Origin of the sequence: uncultured Flavobacterium sp., assembly GCF_963974175.1 — a bacterium.
Lineage (GTDB): Bacteria > Bacteroidota > Bacteroidia > Flavobacteriales > Flavobacteriaceae > Flavobacterium.
The window spans coordinates 1-16184 of sequence record NZ_CAXBBR010000011.1; the positions used below are offsets into that span (position 1 = coordinate 1).

At 34.1% G+C, this 16184-nt stretch carries 14 protein-coding genes; 2 read left to right on the forward strand and 12 right to left on the reverse strand.

All coding sequences use genetic code 11. The features are described from left to right. Nucleotides 1-183 precede the first annotated feature (183 nt). From AAC069_RS14720 to recR, 4 genes are all read right to left on the reverse strand, one after another. Entirely contained in the window at nt 184-1167 is a 984-nt protein-coding gene (locus AAC069_RS14720) for an SDR family oxidoreductase (protein ID WP_339921220.1), read from the reverse strand. A gap of 25 nt (nt 1168-1192) precedes the next feature. Then, nucleotides 1193-3661: a polysaccharide biosynthesis tyrosine autokinase gene (locus AAC069_RS14725; protein WP_339921221.1), complete on the reverse strand. Its 2469-nt coding sequence runs from the start codon at nt 3659-3661 to the stop codon at nt 1193-1195. A 15-nt stretch (nt 3662-3676) separates the two neighbouring features. Beyond that, the gene (locus AAC069_RS14730) at nt 3677-4468 is read right to left on the reverse strand and encodes a polysaccharide biosynthesis/export family protein (RefSeq protein ID WP_339921222.1); all 792 of its coding nucleotides are present in this window, start codon (nt 4466-4468) and stop codon (nt 3677-3679) included. 70 nt (nt 4469-4538) lie between these two features. Continuing rightward, nucleotides 4539-5159: a recombination mediator RecR gene (gene recR, locus AAC069_RS14735; protein ID WP_339921223.1), complete on the reverse strand. Its 621-nt coding sequence runs from the start codon at nt 5157-5159 to the stop codon at nt 4539-4541. 143 nt (nt 5160-5302) lie between these two features. Here recR and AAC069_RS14740 point away from each other — a divergent pair, with 143 nt between their 5' ends. Continuing rightward, nucleotides 5303-6811, forward strand: a complete 1509-nt coding sequence (locus AAC069_RS14740; RefSeq protein WP_339921224.1) for a sodium:solute symporter — start codon at nt 5303-5305, stop codon at nt 6809-6811. Nucleotides 6812-6945: 134 nt separating this feature from the next. Here the strand turns inward: AAC069_RS14740 and AAC069_RS14745 are convergent, their stop codons facing one another. Continuing rightward, entirely contained in the window at nt 6946-7311 is a 366-nt protein-coding gene (locus AAC069_RS14745) for a CoA-binding protein (RefSeq protein WP_091091637.1), read from the reverse strand. 175 nt (nt 7312-7486) lie between these two features. Between AAC069_RS14745 and AAC069_RS14750 the strand changes: the two genes are divergently transcribed. Then, nucleotides 7487-8116, forward strand: a complete 630-nt coding sequence (locus tag AAC069_RS14750; RefSeq protein ID WP_339921225.1) for a MarC family NAAT transporter — start codon at nt 7487-7489, stop codon at nt 8114-8116. 58 nt (nt 8117-8174) lie between these two features. On the opposite strand, the gene AAC069_RS14755 is transcribed toward AAC069_RS14750, so the two are convergent. From AAC069_RS14755 to AAC069_RS14785, 7 genes are all read right to left on the reverse strand, one after another. Next, nucleotides 8175-9110: an arginine deiminase-related protein gene (locus AAC069_RS14755; RefSeq protein ID WP_339921226.1), complete on the reverse strand. Its 936-nt coding sequence runs from the start codon at nt 9108-9110 to the stop codon at nt 8175-8177. Between the two features lie 111 nt (nt 9111-9221). Further along, nucleotides 9222-10136: an arginine deiminase family protein gene (locus tag AAC069_RS14760; RefSeq protein WP_339921227.1), complete on the reverse strand. Its 915-nt coding sequence runs from the start codon at nt 10134-10136 to the stop codon at nt 9222-9224. A 67-nt stretch (nt 10137-10203) separates the two neighbouring features. Then, complete coding sequence (locus tag AAC069_RS14765) at nt 10204-11487, reverse strand: citrate synthase (protein ID WP_339921228.1); 1284 nt, start codon at nt 11485-11487, stop codon at nt 10204-10206. Nucleotides 11488-11641: 154 nt separating this feature from the next. Then, entirely contained in the window at nt 11642-12934 is a 1293-nt protein-coding gene (gene eno / locus AAC069_RS14770) for a phosphopyruvate hydratase (protein ID WP_091091622.1), read from the reverse strand. 350 nt (nt 12935-13284) lie between these two features. After that, a complete protein-coding gene (gene carA / locus AAC069_RS14775) occupies nt 13285-14385 on the reverse strand; it encodes a glutamine-hydrolyzing carbamoyl-phosphate synthase small subunit (RefSeq protein WP_339921230.1) in 1101 nt (366 codons plus the stop codon). A gap of 243 nt (nt 14386-14628) precedes the next feature. Further along, the gene (gene rplQ / locus AAC069_RS14780) at nt 14629-15120 is read right to left on the reverse strand and encodes a 50S ribosomal protein L17 (protein ID WP_091091615.1); all 492 of its coding nucleotides are present in this window, start codon (nt 15118-15120) and stop codon (nt 14629-14631) included. Nucleotides 15121-15182: 62 nt separating this feature from the next. Next, the gene (locus AAC069_RS14785) at nt 15183-16175 is read right to left on the reverse strand and encodes a DNA-directed RNA polymerase subunit alpha (RefSeq protein WP_074724330.1); all 993 of its coding nucleotides are present in this window, start codon (nt 16173-16175) and stop codon (nt 15183-15185) included. Nucleotides 16176-16184: the final 9 nt, after the last annotated feature.

A 16184-nucleotide genomic window follows, 5' to 3' on the forward strand; every position in this document is an offset into this window, starting at 1 on the left:
TTTCGGTTTTCGGTTTTCGGTTTTCGGTTTTCGGTTTTCGGTTTTCGGTTTTCGGTTTTCGGCACTTTGTGCCTTGTTATCTTTGCTCTATTGGAAATAATTCTCCATCCTATAACTCAACATATACTAACGGATAACCCATAACTGACCAAAAATAACTCATAACAGTTAACCAACAACGATCTACTTTAAATTATTCCAGTACCAATCAATCGCTTCTTTCAATCCTTGCTGTAAGGAAAATTGCGGATTATAACCCAACAACTCTTTTGCTTTAGCAATACTGGCCAAAGAATGCGGAATATCTCCTGCTCTATTTGGACCATAGGATACTTCTGTATCCGCTATCGCAGGATCATATTTTGCTAAATATTCTTTCAAATAATTCACCAAATCATTTAAGGTATTTCTATCTCCAAAAGCAGTATTATACACCGTATTTACCGCCGACGGGTTTTCTGTAGTCATAGCCAATTCATTCATCTGAATAACATTTTCAATGTAAGTGAAATCGCGTGAATAATTTCCGTCTCCGTTGATGGTAATCGTTTCATGATTCATCAATTGCATCACAAATTTTGGAATAACCGCAGCATAAGCGCCATTAGGATCCTGTTTTCGACCAAAAACATTAAAATAACGCAAACCTATCGTTTCCAAGCCGTATGTTTTGCTAAAAATATCAGCATACAGTTCGTTTACATATTTAGTTATTGCATAAGGAGAGAGTGGTTTCCCTATCACATCCTCCACTTTTGGCAATCCAGCCGAATCTCCATAAGTTGAAGAGCTGGCTGCATACACAAATCGCTTCACCTTGGCATCGGTAGTAGCTACCAGCATATTCAAAAAACCAGATACATTTACATCATTGGTAGTAACGGGATCATTAATAGAACGCGGTACAGAACCAAGTGCTGCCTGATGCAAAACATAATCTACCCCTTTCACCGCATTTTGACAATCAATAGCATTTCTAATATCGCCTTCAATCAACCGAAAGTTAGGATTATCGATAAAGTGTTTTAAGTTATGTCGGTGTCCCGTAGCAAAATTATCAAAGCAAGTTACTTCATGCCCTTTGGATAAAAAATACTCACATAGATTAGAGCCAATAAATCCAGCTCCACCCGTAATTAATATTCTGCTTTTCACTCCCTCTTTCATTTATATTAATTTAAAAATGCTCCCATTATTTTTTTCGTTTTAACCCCAATTTTCTACTGATTGCATCAAAGAAATTCCGCGGTTTGCCTTCATCCGTGTATCCATTTGAATACGGACCGTATCCATAACCATAGCCGTAACCATAGCCATAACCTGCACCATATTTAGCCTTGTTTTCAAAACCATTAAAAATAATACTGGCATTGTCAAGTTCTCCTCGTTTCACTCTATTATTCAACAACGTAATCATTTCCTTTTTGGAAAAATTCTGTCTCACAATATATAGAGTGACATCAGAGTACTGAGATAATTCCAGAGCATCGGAAACTAGTCCAACTGGTGGTGTATCTAAAATGATATAATCGTAGGTTTTCTTTAATTCTTCAATCAATTCTCCCATTCCATCACTCATAATCATTTCTGACGGATTAGGAGGAATAGGGCCTGAAAGAATTACATCAAGATAAGGAATCTGAGTATGGTTGATAATCTCATCAACACTTTTTTGCTTAATTAAATAGTTAACGATTCCAACTTCATTTGATAAATTGAACTCATCAAATAATTTGGGCTTTCTTAAATCTAACCCAATAATCACCGTTTTTTTTCCGCTTAACGCAAAAACGGTAGCGATATTTATAGAACAGAATGTTTTTCCTTCTCCACTGACAGAGGATGTAATCATCAATGTCTTCGCACCATCCACATTTTGTTTTTTATACAAATACTGAAGCGAAGAACGTATCGCTCTAAAGGATTCAGATAATGCTGATTTAGGTCTGTCATACACCGCCAAATCAGAAATTTCTTTATTTAGACCTACTACTCCGATTAAAGGAATTTTTGTCAGTTTTCCAATATCATCCGTATTTTGAATGGAATTATTAATAAAGAAAATAAAAAACACAAATAACAACGGAAAAAGTATCCCCAGAAACAGTGCTAACACATAGTTAGCGGATGTCCTTGGACCTATTTGCCCACCACCCACATCTTTTGCCGGGTCGATAAAATGAATGTCAGACAAATTTGCCGCTTTTACAATATCTGCTTCGCTTCTTTTTTGAAGAAAAGTACTATAAATGTTGTCACTTAAATCATACTTCCTTTTTATTTTAATTAGTTCCTGCTGGTCGTCTGGAAGCGTCTTTATTGTACTTTCCGTTTGGCTAATTTTATTATTTACCAATGCCAAATCATATTGCAAAGACGATTTTGCAGACGCAATATTTTCTAACAATACATTTTTAATAGCTGCCATTTGATTGTCAAAATCTTTAAATATCTTATCGCTTTTTACAGCATAAGCCATTTCTGATCTTTGGCCTGAAAGCGAAATCAATTTGGAAACATTAGTCACCACATTTGGATCGTCAATACCCGCTACTGATGGCGCTGGAAGTTTTGAGTAATCCACACTATTTTTTAGATACGACTTTAAGGTGTTGTAATACGTGATTTTACGGTTTACTTCATCTCTCTTCACATCAAATTCAAGCATCTTATCAGAAAACTTAGCTCCTCCTTCTTCAATATCGTAGATATTCTTGCCTTTTCTAAATGATTTTAGTTCATTTCCCGTTTCTTTCAACTGCGATTCCATCGCAATTAACGTACTATCAATAAAAGCGATTGTGTTTGTAGCAAATTGGTTCTTGCTGTCCAATTGTCTTTTGATAAGCATTTCTACGGTCGAATTCAGGTATTTAACCATCCTTGCCTTATTTCCCCCTTGCATTCCAAGTGTAATTATAGAACCTCCTTTGTCGTCTGAACGAACATTTATTCCTTTATACCCCGCAACTGTTCCATTAAAATCGCTAAACGAAACAAAATACTCATTGCCTTTATAAAATCCTGGATTATCATTTATTTGCAATTTCCAATTCAAAAAAGGCAAAGAAACCCGTTCACCAACCTTATATCTCTTAATAAAATCCCCTGTAGCAACAGCCGTATTACTATATGAATTATCTGAATAAGTAATCAACGAAACATTTTGACTTGCAAATGGGATTCGAATTTCATAAACATTTTCACTTACAAACGTAATTCCTATGAGACTTCCTGCTAGCTGCCCTTTTGATTTATCAATCTCAACATAAAAAGGAACTGCACCGTAAGCATCCTCAAGCGCATATTTACCCTGAACTAAATAATTAATGTAGTATTGAAGCTTGTCGACTACCAATTCGTTATGTGACCTGGATTGTATTGTCGTCGAAATAGTTTGAACCTGATCCGAAGTACCACCCCAATTAAAAACAAGACTGGTATTAGAAGTAAACAACGGATTACTTTCTTCCTTTACAGAAATAAGCGTCTCCATACTATACACTTTGCTTTTACGAATATTTACCTGATACGCGATGGTAAAGGTGATAATTAAGCTTAATAAGAACCATTTCCAGTAACTTCCAATTTTTATTAAAAACCCCTTAAAGTCAAAACTAACCTGGTCTTCAAAAATCGAAAAATCTTTTATATCTAACATTTTTTGATCTCTGTTTTAATTTTTAAATAGTAAGAAAAAGGTCGTTGTGGCCAATGAAAGCAAAGTAATAATTGTTCCCATCGATTCTATTCCCGTTTTTCCTGTTCCCCAAGTTTTTTGTTTGAGTGGTTTTACATAAATATAGTCATTAGGCTGTAAATAAAAATAAGGCGAATTCATTACATTGATGTCCGTAAGATCAAGATCATGCATTTGTACGCCTGTTGGCGAGTTTCTAATAATTGTAACCGCTTTTCTATTCCCTGTTATAGTAATATCTCCCGCATTTGCGATAGCCTCCATAATATTCACGTTTTCTTGAAATAAAGTCTTCGTTCCTGTACTTCCAATTTCTCCATTGATAGTATACTTAAAGCCCGCTAATTTTACAATAACAAAAATATTAGCTTCCTTTTTAAAATATTCAGATAACAACTGCTTTTCAATTTTAACTCTTATTTCATCCAAAGTAAAACCAATTACATTAAGTTCTCCTAAAACGGGCATTCTAATATTCCCATGATCATCAACCGTAAAACCATCAAAATACAATCCCGATTCTGATTTTCCAGCGGCTACTTCGTTTGTGGTACTAAAAATAGCAACTAATTTTGGATCAATCGCCTTGATACTAATACTCAACACATCGTTAGTTTGCAATCGATATGGTTTTGCGACAATAGCAGAGATTCCTATTTCAGTTTCAGAATTATCCTTTTTTTGCAAGTAAATTAAATCCTGAGTTGGAATACATGAAGTAAATAACACACTAATACCTAGTAATAAATAGAATATATGTTTGTTCATTTTTATGTTTTATTTAACAAATATAGCTTTTCATTTACTATATCAAAAGTTTAGTTATTTATTAAGACAATTAATTGTTTTTGAAAGACTTTTCAAAGGGTACGCGCTGCAATATGCTTCTACCTAAAGTAACTTCATCTGCATATTCTAATTCATCTCCTACGGCAATTCCGCGCGCGATGGTAGAAATCACAATATCAGCATCTGCTATCTGCTTATAGATGTAAAAATTAGTGGTGTCTCCTTCCATTGTTGAGCTTAAAGCAAAAATAACTTCATTTACACTACCGGCCTTTACCTTTTCTACCAATGTTGTAATTCGCAACTGACTAGGACCTACTCCATCAATAGGAGATATTTTACCACCTAAAACGTGATAAACTCCTCTAAATTGTCCTGTATTCTCGATTGCCATGACATCACGAATATCTTCTACAACACAAACAATTTGATGATTCCGATTTTTATTAGCGCAGATCTCACAAATAGCACTATCTGAAATGTTGTGGCAATTTGTACAATACTTAATATCTTCTCGCATGTTTACCAATGCTTGAGCCAAAAAACCAGTTTGCTCTTTGGGTTGTTTCAATAAATGCAACACCAAACGCAAGGCAGTTCTCTTTCCTATACCCGGTAACTGAGATATTTCGTTAACTGCTTTTTCTATTAATTTTGAAGAAAATTCCATAACTGCAAATGTAGCAATTTGTTTAATTGTTTAAATGGTTATTTACCTAATCCCTTCTATAAATTCATGCTCGAATAAATAAAGGAGGCATCGATTAACGGATTAACTAAAAATTTGTATTTTGGCTTTTCAAAATACAAAAAATGACACCCTTCGCTATCCTATCCCTTATCGTTATCTACTTCGGAATATTATTTACTATTTCCCATATTACCAGTAAAAAAGACAGCGGAAATGATGCTTTCTTTAAAGCGAACAAAAATTCGAAGTGGTATTTGGTCGCTTTCGGGATGATCGGAACAGCACTTTCCGGCGTGACTTTCATCTCGGTTCCCGGAGAAGTGGGAGCTCCAAGTGGAGAACAATTCAAGTATTTTCAGTTTGTTCTTGGAAACGCAATAGGTTTTATATTCATTGCCAAAGTACTATTACCATTGTACTACCGAATGAACTTGACTTCTATTTATGGATATATAGAACGTCGTCTGGGAACTTATTCTTATAAAACTGCAGCTACAATTTTCTTAATAAGCCGCACCATTGGATCTGCATTTAGATTGTATCTCGTTGTCATTGTATTGCAACGATTTGTATTTGATTTTTACGGAATCCCATTCGCAGTTACTGTACTAATTTCATTAGCTCTAATATTTGCTTACACCTATCGCGGAGGCTTAAAAACAATTATCATAACTGACACTTTACAAACATTTTTCTTAGTAACTTCCGTTTTTCTGACGATTTATTTTATTTGCCAAAGCTTAAACTTGAATATTATAGAAGCTTTTGAAGAAGTGAAAAATAGTAATTATTCTAAAGTATTTTTCTTCGAAGATTTTCTAAGCAGTAAATTTCATTTTGTAAAACAAATTCTGGGCGGAATTTTTGTAACGATTGCTATGGTAGGATTAGATCAGGACTTAATGCAGAAAAATTTAAGTTGCGCAACCATTGGCGAAGCCCAAAAAAACATGTTTGCTTTCACTGGAATATTTGTACTGATCAATATATTTTTCTTAAGTGTAGGTGCCTTACTTTATATTTATGCTGCAAAAAATGGCATTGAAGTCCCAACGGATTTGGTAACCGGAAAACCAAGAACGGATTTGCTTTTTCCTGAAATAGCCTTTCATCACTTAACTTTGATTCCGTCAGTAATATTCTTACTAGGATTAACAGCGGCTACATTTGCAACAACAGACTCGGCCTTAACTGCATTAACAACTTCCTTTTGCGTCGATTTTCTAGGAATGGACAAAACTGAAAACAGGAACAAGACCACTGCAATAAGAGCAAGACATTTTACTCATCTTGGCTTCTGCTTTCTAATGTTCTTAGTGATTGTGTTTTTTAATTCTGTCAACGACAGCTCTGTAGTAGGAATGATTTTTAGGATCGCTTCCTATACCTACGGCCCATTATTAGGATTGTACAGTTTCGGTTTATTTATGAAAACAAAAACAGTTAAGGACCAATTTGTACCATTTATCTGTTTGTTATCTCCTGGCCTAACTTTTTTACTTAGCGAAAATTCAAAAGTATTATTTTTTGGATATGTATTCGATAACGAACTGATTATCATAAACGGACTAATCACTTTCATAGGATTGCTATTGATTAGTAAACCAGCTATAGAAGAAACTCGTTTTTAATATTCATACAAAGTCCGAAGAAAGTGTTTTGTAATTGCATTCCGTCTCGTTGTAAAAACGAGACGGAATGAACACAATATTCTCATTTCATGAAGTAATAAGATACTTCAAAATTCATAAACAAATTTAGGTGTTTAATACCTATTTGTAGTCAATAAAACCAATGTACAAGCCACTTCTGATTTTATGTTATTCAATTCCAAAAGCTGGTAAAATTCTGGGTTTTCAGTACCTGGATTAAAAAGCACGCGTTTTGGTTTAGTTTCTACTATATAATTATAATAATCTTTTTGACGCGCTGGGTTTAAATATAAGGTAATCGTATCAATGTTTTTTAAAGGAATTGCTTTAGTTTGAATTTTTATCCCAGCCACTTCTCCAGCATTTTGACCAATAGCAAGAACAGAGTGTCCTTTCTCAACAAGCATAGTAATCGCTTTGTATGCATATTTCTCTGGTTTTGCTGATGCACCAAGAACTAAAGTTTTTTTATTTTTCATTATTTTATTATTTTTTGGTAAAAGTACTAAAATACTATAGTCCGTTTTAATTAAAATTAATATCTTTCGATTTCTAATACTATTATATTACAATTCTATTCTTCATATCATAACCTTTTCTTAATCCTAAAAATGCTTTAACAGGCAATACAACCAACTAATTTCGCGAAAAAACATGGAACTTTTTATTTATTTGTTTGCTGCCCTTTTTTCAGTTATCAACCCTATTGGTACAGTTCCCATTTTTGTTGGACTCACACAGGATGATGACAAAAAAGAACGTTCCCGTATTTCACTGTGGACAGCAGTCAATGTTTTTGTGATTATGATTATCTCCTTTTTTTTAGGGGAATATGTTTTATCCTTTTTCGGAATTAGTATGGAAGCTCTACGTATAGCAGGAGGAATTGTTATAGCTACTTCAGGGTTTTCTTTACTCTCAGGCCAATTTAACAAAAAAAGAGGTGTGAGTAAAAAAGTAGAAAGTGATGCACAAAAGCGAAATGATATTGCTTTAACTCCATTAGCCATTCCCATGCTTGCTGGGCCGGGATCTATGTCCCTGCTAATTGCATTTTATAGTGAACATCAACAAACATCCGAAATTATAATTTCCGTTTTAGCCATGATAGCCGTAGCCATCGCAATTTTTATCACCTTAAGAAGCGCACATTATCTAGCTAAAATACTTGGAGCTTCCGGAATTGTGGCTATTTCAAGAATCGTAGGTTTTATCGTAATTGCCATAGGAGTTCAATACATTATTAGCTCTATCCTAACAATAGTCAAAACAAATTTGATGTAAAAAACAGATCGCTATAATTCAAAAAAAAAAAAGACCTTCAATAAAGAAGGTCTTTTTTTTATGCTTTTGGTAAGAAAATTTCTGCCATCATACATCGGGCACTTCCACCGCCACAAGCTTCAATAGTATCTAAACTTGAACTTAGAATTGTCGCGTGTTTTTCTAACTGCTCTATTTGTTTTGGCTTTAAGCTCTGATGTGCAGCCGCACTCATTACCAAATATCTTTTATCATCTGCACCTCGCACTTCCAGCATGTTTCCAGCGAAAGTATTAACCTGTTCTTCCGTGATCAAAATCACCTCTTTGTTGTCCTTCTTTAGATTGTCCAGAACCGTTTTGCGTTCTTTTCTATCATCGATGCAATCAGCACAAATTACCGCAAAAGTTTCACCCAAACACATCATAACGTTCGTGTGATAAATCAATTTTCGTTCTCCATTTACAGTTTGAAAAGCTTCAAACAATACTGGTGCATAGTCAAAATCTTCACAGAACTCAATAAACAATTCTTCATCAGCTCTTGGAGACAAAGCACAATATGCTTTTTCATTCGCTCTATCAAGGAGTAAACTTCCAGTACCTTCTAAGAAAAAACCATCTTCCTCTGCAGAAGTATAATCTACAATGTTTTCAATCTTGAATCCTTTATCTTCTAACATATCCAAAATTTCCTCACGACGTTCATGACGGCGGTTCACTGCAAACATAGGATACAATGCCACATCTCCATTTTCATGAAAAGAAACCCAATTGTTTGGAAAAACACTGTCTGGAGTATCTGGATCTAATGTGTCATCGACTACAGTGACATCAACACCAACAGCTCTTAGTTTTTCAACAAAAGTGTCAAATTCTTGTTGTGCCTTTGCATTTACTGTTGCCGGTAAAAGATCGTCTAATACTTTTTGATAGTAATTATTAACTGCCGTTTGTTCGTTCATCCTAAACGCCACCGGACGAATCATCAATATAGAATTTGTTGTTTGTTTCATGCTGTTTTTTTGTTTAAAATTTAAAGTTTAAGGTTTGTTCCGCTAGTTCACGGTACTCAAATCAAGTTGCGAACGGCCAAACTTAAGACCTTAAATCGTGAAACGAAATTTTTAGTCTCTTATTAAAGGTAGTGTGGAACAGCGTAATAGTCCTTCTTGTTTGGAAATCTCGGCATAGGGAACTTCTTCCACTGTAAAACCTTCAGATCGCAACCAATTATTTAATCTTGTAAAGTTCTTTTCGGAAACCACAACATTAGAGTCAATAGAAAACACATTAGAATTCATAGTGTACATCTCATCTCTAGTGATATGAAATAAGTTTTCTTTACCAAAAAGATTCACCAGATACATATAATCCGCTTCTTCACGAAATCCGCTCTTGTAGATAATTCCCTTATTGAGGCCTACCGGCTGGAAACAACAATCAAGATGTAAAGCATTATCCCTGGCTTCAATTTTAGATTTCACCAAATCGAATTCTTTCACTACTTTATTAGGAAACAAGTCTTTTATAAATTGTACTCCCTCTTTATTTGTTCTTGCGGTAATATAATCTTTATAATCACTTCCTTTATAAGTACCGATAAATATATGGTCGTCCCAAAGCATTACATCTCCACCTTCGATATGAACCTCTTCAGGAGGACGAACTACTTTTTTAGGATCTATCTGATCAAGCACATATTGAATAGCATCCAACTCTCTCTCGCGTTCCGGTAAAATATTTGATTTGATAAAAATCCCGTCAATTACAAAACCGATATCTCTTGTAAATATCTGATTATAATCAGCAATTAACTCGGGTCTATAAATTGTGACATCATATTTATGAAGCACTTTATTAAAAGCTTCCATCTCAGCCACCATATCTTTTTCAACTGGATAGGTTCCTGCTAATATATGCTCTAATGATTTTGGGTCATATGCTTCATCTACTGACGGAATTTGACCATTACTAATTGCTGTTCCCAAAACTACTGCTCGTAATCTTGAACTCTCGTTCTTTACATTTAATTTTAACATATAGTATTTCAATTTGGACAAAGGTAAAAAAAGCCTCACTAGAAAGTGAAGCTTTTTAAAATTGAATTTATCGTTTATCTACTGTTTTAAAATCTCTCAAAGGAGACCCAGTATATATTTGCCTTGGTCTTCCGATAGGCTCTTTGTTTTCGCGCATTTCTTTCCATTGTGCTATCCAACCCGGTAAACGTCCAATAGCGAACATCACCGTAAACATATCAGTAGGAATTCCTAATGCTCTATAAATGATTCCAGAATAGAAATCTACATTTGGATATAAGCTTCTTGATTTGAAATACTCATCCTCTAGAGCCAATGCTTCTAATTTCTTTGCAATTGCAAGAATTGGATCATCAACACCTAAAGTTTCTAAAACTTCATCTGCCGCTTTTTTGATAATTTTAGCACGTGGATCAAAGTTTTTATAAACTCTATGACCAAAACCCATCAGTCTAAAAGGATCGTTTTTATCTTTGGCTTTAGCCATATACTTATCCGTGTCACCTCCATTGTTATGGATTTCTTCTAGCATTTCAAGAACTGCTTGATTTGCTCCTCCATGTAGAGGTCCCCAAAGTGCAGAAACACCTGCTGAAATTGAAGCGAATAATCCAGCATGAGAAGAACCTACCATTCTTACTGTAGATGTGGAACAATTTTGTTCATGATCTGCATGAAGGATAAACAATTTATTTAATGCATCGATAACAATTGGACTTGCTTTATAAGGTCCTGTTGGTATTTCAAACATTAATTTCATGAAGTTCTCCACGTATCCTTTTGTGTTATCATAATAGTTTAAAGGATAACCCATGCTTTTTCTGTACGTCCATGTTGCAATTACTAGGAATTTCCCCATCGTCTTACAAACGGCATGATACATTTCTTTTTCATTATCAACATTTACTGATTTAGGGTTAAATGCTGTTAACGCACTAGTTAAAGCAGCTAAAACACCCATCGGATGCGCCGTTCTTGGAAAACCATCAATGATGCTTTTCATTTCTTCATTAACTAATGTGTGTCTTCTAATATCATCTTCAAATTGCGTCAACTGAACTGCAGTTGGCAACTCTCCAAAAATTAAAAGAAAAGACACTTCTAAAAAATCAGCTTTATCAGCTAATTCTTCAATTGAATACCCTCTGTAACGAAGTATTCCTAGTTCTCCATCTAAGAAAGTGATTTTACTGGTACAAGAACCTGAATTTTTATACCCTGGGTCAAGAGTAATTACCCCAGTTAAATCTCGTAATTTGTTAATATCGATAGCTTCTTCGTTTTCGCTTCCTTCTACAACTGGAAACTCATACCTCTTACCATCAATTTCTACTATAGCTGTTTTTGACATAATATTTTGAAAATAAAACTTTATATTTAATAATCTACCAAATCTAAGGATAATAACATTAAATAAAAAGCGAAATTGATAATGTTATTGTTAAATTCAACAAAAAAGCCATCCGAATAACTCGAATGGCTTTATATAAATAAAAATAATACTATTATTTTATCTTGAACGCTTTTTTTCCAGGGAAATACGCTGTGTCACCAAGCTCTTCTTCTATTCTTAATAACTGATTGTATTTTGCCATACGATCAGAACGCGAAGCAGAACCAGTCTTAATTTGACCACAATTTAACGCAACTGCTAAATCAGCAATTGTATTGTCTTCTGTTTCTCCAGAACGATGTGACATTACAGAAGTATAACCTGCATTTTTAGCCATATTTACAGCCGCAATAGTTTCTGTTAATGTACCAATTTGGTTCACTTTTATTAAAATTGAATTAGCAATACCTCTTTCGATACCTGTAGACAAACGCTCTACATTAGTCACGAACAAATCATCTCCAACTAACTGAACTTTATCTCCAATTTTGTCTGTAAGCAACTTCCATCCATCCCAGTCGTTTTCATCCATACCGTCTTCGATAGAGATAATTGGGTATTTAGCAACCAATTCAGCTAAATAGTCTACTTGTTCAGCAGAAGATCTAATTTTACCAGTTTCACCTTCAAATTTAGAGTAATCGTATTTACCGTTTACATAAAATTCAGCAGCAGCACAATCTAAAGCAATCATGATCTCGTCACCAAACGTATATCCAGCATTTTCAACTGCTAATTTAATTGTATCCAAAGCATCTTCCGTACCACCAGCTAATGTTGGCGCAAAACCTCCTTCATCACCTACAGCCGTACTCAAACCTCTATCATGTAATACTTTTTTCAAACTATGAAAAATCTCTGTCCCCATTTGCATTGCATGGGTGAATGAAGTTGCCTTAACAGGAAAGATCATGAATTCTTGAAAAGCAATCGGCGCATCAGAATGTGAACCACCGTTGATGATATTCATCATTGGCACAGGCAATGTATTTGCAGAAACACCACCTACATATCTATATAATGGCAAACCTAATTCATTAGCGGCTGCCTTTGCTACTGCAAGAGAAACACCTAAAATCGCATTTGCACCTAACTTAGATTTGTTTGGCGTACCATCCAAATCAATCATCATTTGATCAATTACATTTTGTTCAAAAACAGACGTCCCTAAAAGTTCTTCAGCAATAATGGTATTAACATTTTTCACTGCATTTAAAACTCCTTTTCCTAAATAAGCTTTTCCTCCGTCACGTAATTCCACTGCTTCATGTTCTCCAGTTGAAGCTCCAGATGGAACTGCCGCTCTACCCAAAACACCATGTTCAGTAACTACATCTACTTCTATTGTAGGATTCCCTCTTGAATCGAAAATTTGTCTTGCGTGAATTTTGATAATAATACTCATACTACTTTATTTTAAATTTTAATAACACAAATATATTCTATCTTTTCTAATGATAATATGAAAATAATGAATCTTATTAACGAAAACGTTATAATTATATATAAATAAAAATTCTACGCTAATTTTTATAGAAATAACATAGCACTCTTGCTTTTTTTTTAAGTAAAAAAGAAAACTATTGGCTCAATCCATGCAAAATCACCACATAAGATAAATTAACAATGGTACCAATATCTCTATTTTACGGTTTAAAACGTATTATTCAAAACCATATTAACTAAAAAAGGATACTAACTTTAATTAAAAAGAAAGTATCCCTATAGTTTTTATAAAAAAGAGAACTCTTAATCTTACCCTTTGATATTTTCAATAAACTGATCGAATAAATAAGAGGAATCGTGAGGTCCTGGACTAGCTTCAGGATGATACTGAACTGAAAAACAATTTTTGTGTTTCATTTTCATACCTGCAACAGTTCCGTCATTTAAATGAACATGCGTAATTTCCATATCAGAATTGTTCTCCAACTCTTCCTTGTTAACTGCAAAACCATGATTCTGAGAAGTAATTTCACCTTTCCCAGAAATTAAATTCTTTACAGGATGATTTATTCCTCGGTGCCCATTAAACATTTTATATGTCGAAATTCCATTAGCTAAACCAATTACTTGGTGGCCTAAACAAATTCCGAATAACGGCTTATTATTTTCCAAAATTTCTTTTGCCACTTGAATAGCTCCTGAAAGAGGTTCTGGATCACCAGGACCATTAGACAAGAAAAAACCATCCGGACTAAAAGAAGCTAAATCACTGTATGTTGAGTCAAAAGGAAAAACCTTAATATAACAATCTCTTTTAGCAAGGTTACGAAGGATATTTGTTTTAATACCTAAGTCTAAAGCTGAAACTTTGTAGGTAGCATTTTCATCACCATAGTAATATGCCTCTTTAGTAGAAACTTTTGAAGCTAGTTCTAATCCCTTCATATCAGGAACATTTGCCAAAGACATTTTCAAATCCTCTACAGAAGTACCATCGGTACAAATAACAGCATTCATAGCTCCATTGTCTCTAATGTAACTTACAAGTGCCCTAGTATCCACATCTGAAATACAAATAAGGTTTTGTTTAATGAAGTAGTCTTCTAAGCTCTCTGAAGCATCTGCTCTGGAATAATTGAAACTAAAGTTTTTACAAACCAAACCAGATATCTTTATACCATCAGATTCTACTTCATTTTCATTTACGCCATAATTCCCAATATGAGCATTAGTGGCGATCATTAATTGTCCAAAATAAGAAGGATCAGTAAAAATTTCCTGATAACCGGTCATTCCGGTATTAAAGCATACTTCTCCAAAAGTTGTTCCACTGATTCCTATCGATTTTCCGTGAAAAATGGTTCCATCACTTAGTAAAAGTATGGCGCTTTGTCGTGTTGTATATTTCATGAGTAGTTAAATATTGTGCAAATTTAATCCATTAATACAATGGATGCAAACTTTTAAAAGTTATTATAAAACAAAAGTTAAAACTAGCCCTTATGACCGCTTTTACTTAATAGAATGTAACAAAACAAACAGAATAGTAGAAAAATATAAAACCCTACATTCATTTGTTCGAAAAAAAGCAAAAAAAAAGGATAAACTATTAATAGTTTATCCTTAAATTTTATTGAATGATTATCTTCATAATTACTCAGCTGCGTCTGTAGTTGTATCAGCTTCAGCAACTGGAGCTTCTTCTGTAGCTTCATCTGCTTTTTTAGCTTTTCCACCACGACGGCTTTTTGCTTTTTTAACTTCTTTTTTACCACCATTGTAAAGTTCATTGAAATCTACAAGTTCGATCATTGCCATATCAGCATTATCTCCCAAACGATTTCCAACTTTAATGATACGAGTGTATCCACCTGGACGGTCTCCTACTTTAGCAGCTACGTCTCTGAACAAGTCAGTTACCGCATATTTGCTACGTAAGTAAGCGAAACAAATACGACGATTGTGAGTCGTATCAGTTTTTGATTTTGTTATTAAAGGCTCAACGAATTGTTTAAGCGCTTTTGCTTTAGCGACAGTAGTGTTAATACGTTTGTGCTCTATAAGAGAACAAGCCATATTAGCTAACATAGATTTTCTATGTGCAGTCTGTCTACTAAGGTGATTGAATTTTTTTCCGTGTCTCATGACCAATTTATTTTAACTTCATCTTGCTACAATCCATTATGGAGAGCAAAATATGAAGTAAATTATTCTTTATCTAGTTTGTATTTTGCTAAATCCATTCCGAAGTTCAAATTTTTAATAGCAACTAGTTCATCTAGTTCAGTTAAAGATTTTTTACCAAAATTACGGAATTTCATTAGGTCATTTTTATTGAACGATACTAAATCTCCAAGTGTATCAACTTCAGCCGCTTTCAAACAATTTAATGCTCTTACAGATAAGTCCATATCAACAAGCTTAGTTTTAAGCAATTGTCTCATATGTAATGATTCCTCATCATACGATTCTGTTTGTGCGATTTCATCAGCCTCGAGTGTAATTCTTTCGTCAGAAAACAACATGAAATGGTGAATCAAAACTTTAGCAGCCTCAGTAAGCGCATCTTTTGGATTGATAGATCCATCAGTTTTTATTTCAAAAACTAATTTCTCATAATCTGTTTTTTGCTCAACACGGAAGTTTTCAATTGAATATTTTACGTTTTTTACCGGAGTAAAAATAGAATCCGTAAAAATGGTTCCAATTGCAGCGTTCTGTTTTTTGTTCTCCTCTGCAGGAACATATCCTCTACCTTTTTCGATTGTTAAATCGAAGTTCAGTTTGATTTTTGGATCTAGATTACAGATAACAAGTTCTGGATTCAAAACTTGGAAACCTGAAATGAATTTTTGAAAATCACCAGCTGTCAATTGATCTTTACCTGAAACAGAAATAGTAACTGCCTCATTATCTATATCTTCAATTTGACGTTTGAAACGTACTTGTTTAAGATTAAGAATAATTTCGGTAACATCTTCAACAACTCCTGAGATAGTAGAAAACTCATGATCTACACCTTCAATGCGAACGGATGTAATTGCATAACCTTCTAATGCTGAAAGCAAAACTCTTCTAAGTGCATTACCAACGGTCAATCCGTATCCTGGTTCTAAAGGTCTGAATTCAAACTTACCTTCAAAATCGGTTGAATCGATCATGATAACTTTATCGGGCTTCTGAAAATTAAATATTGCCATAAATTTCGA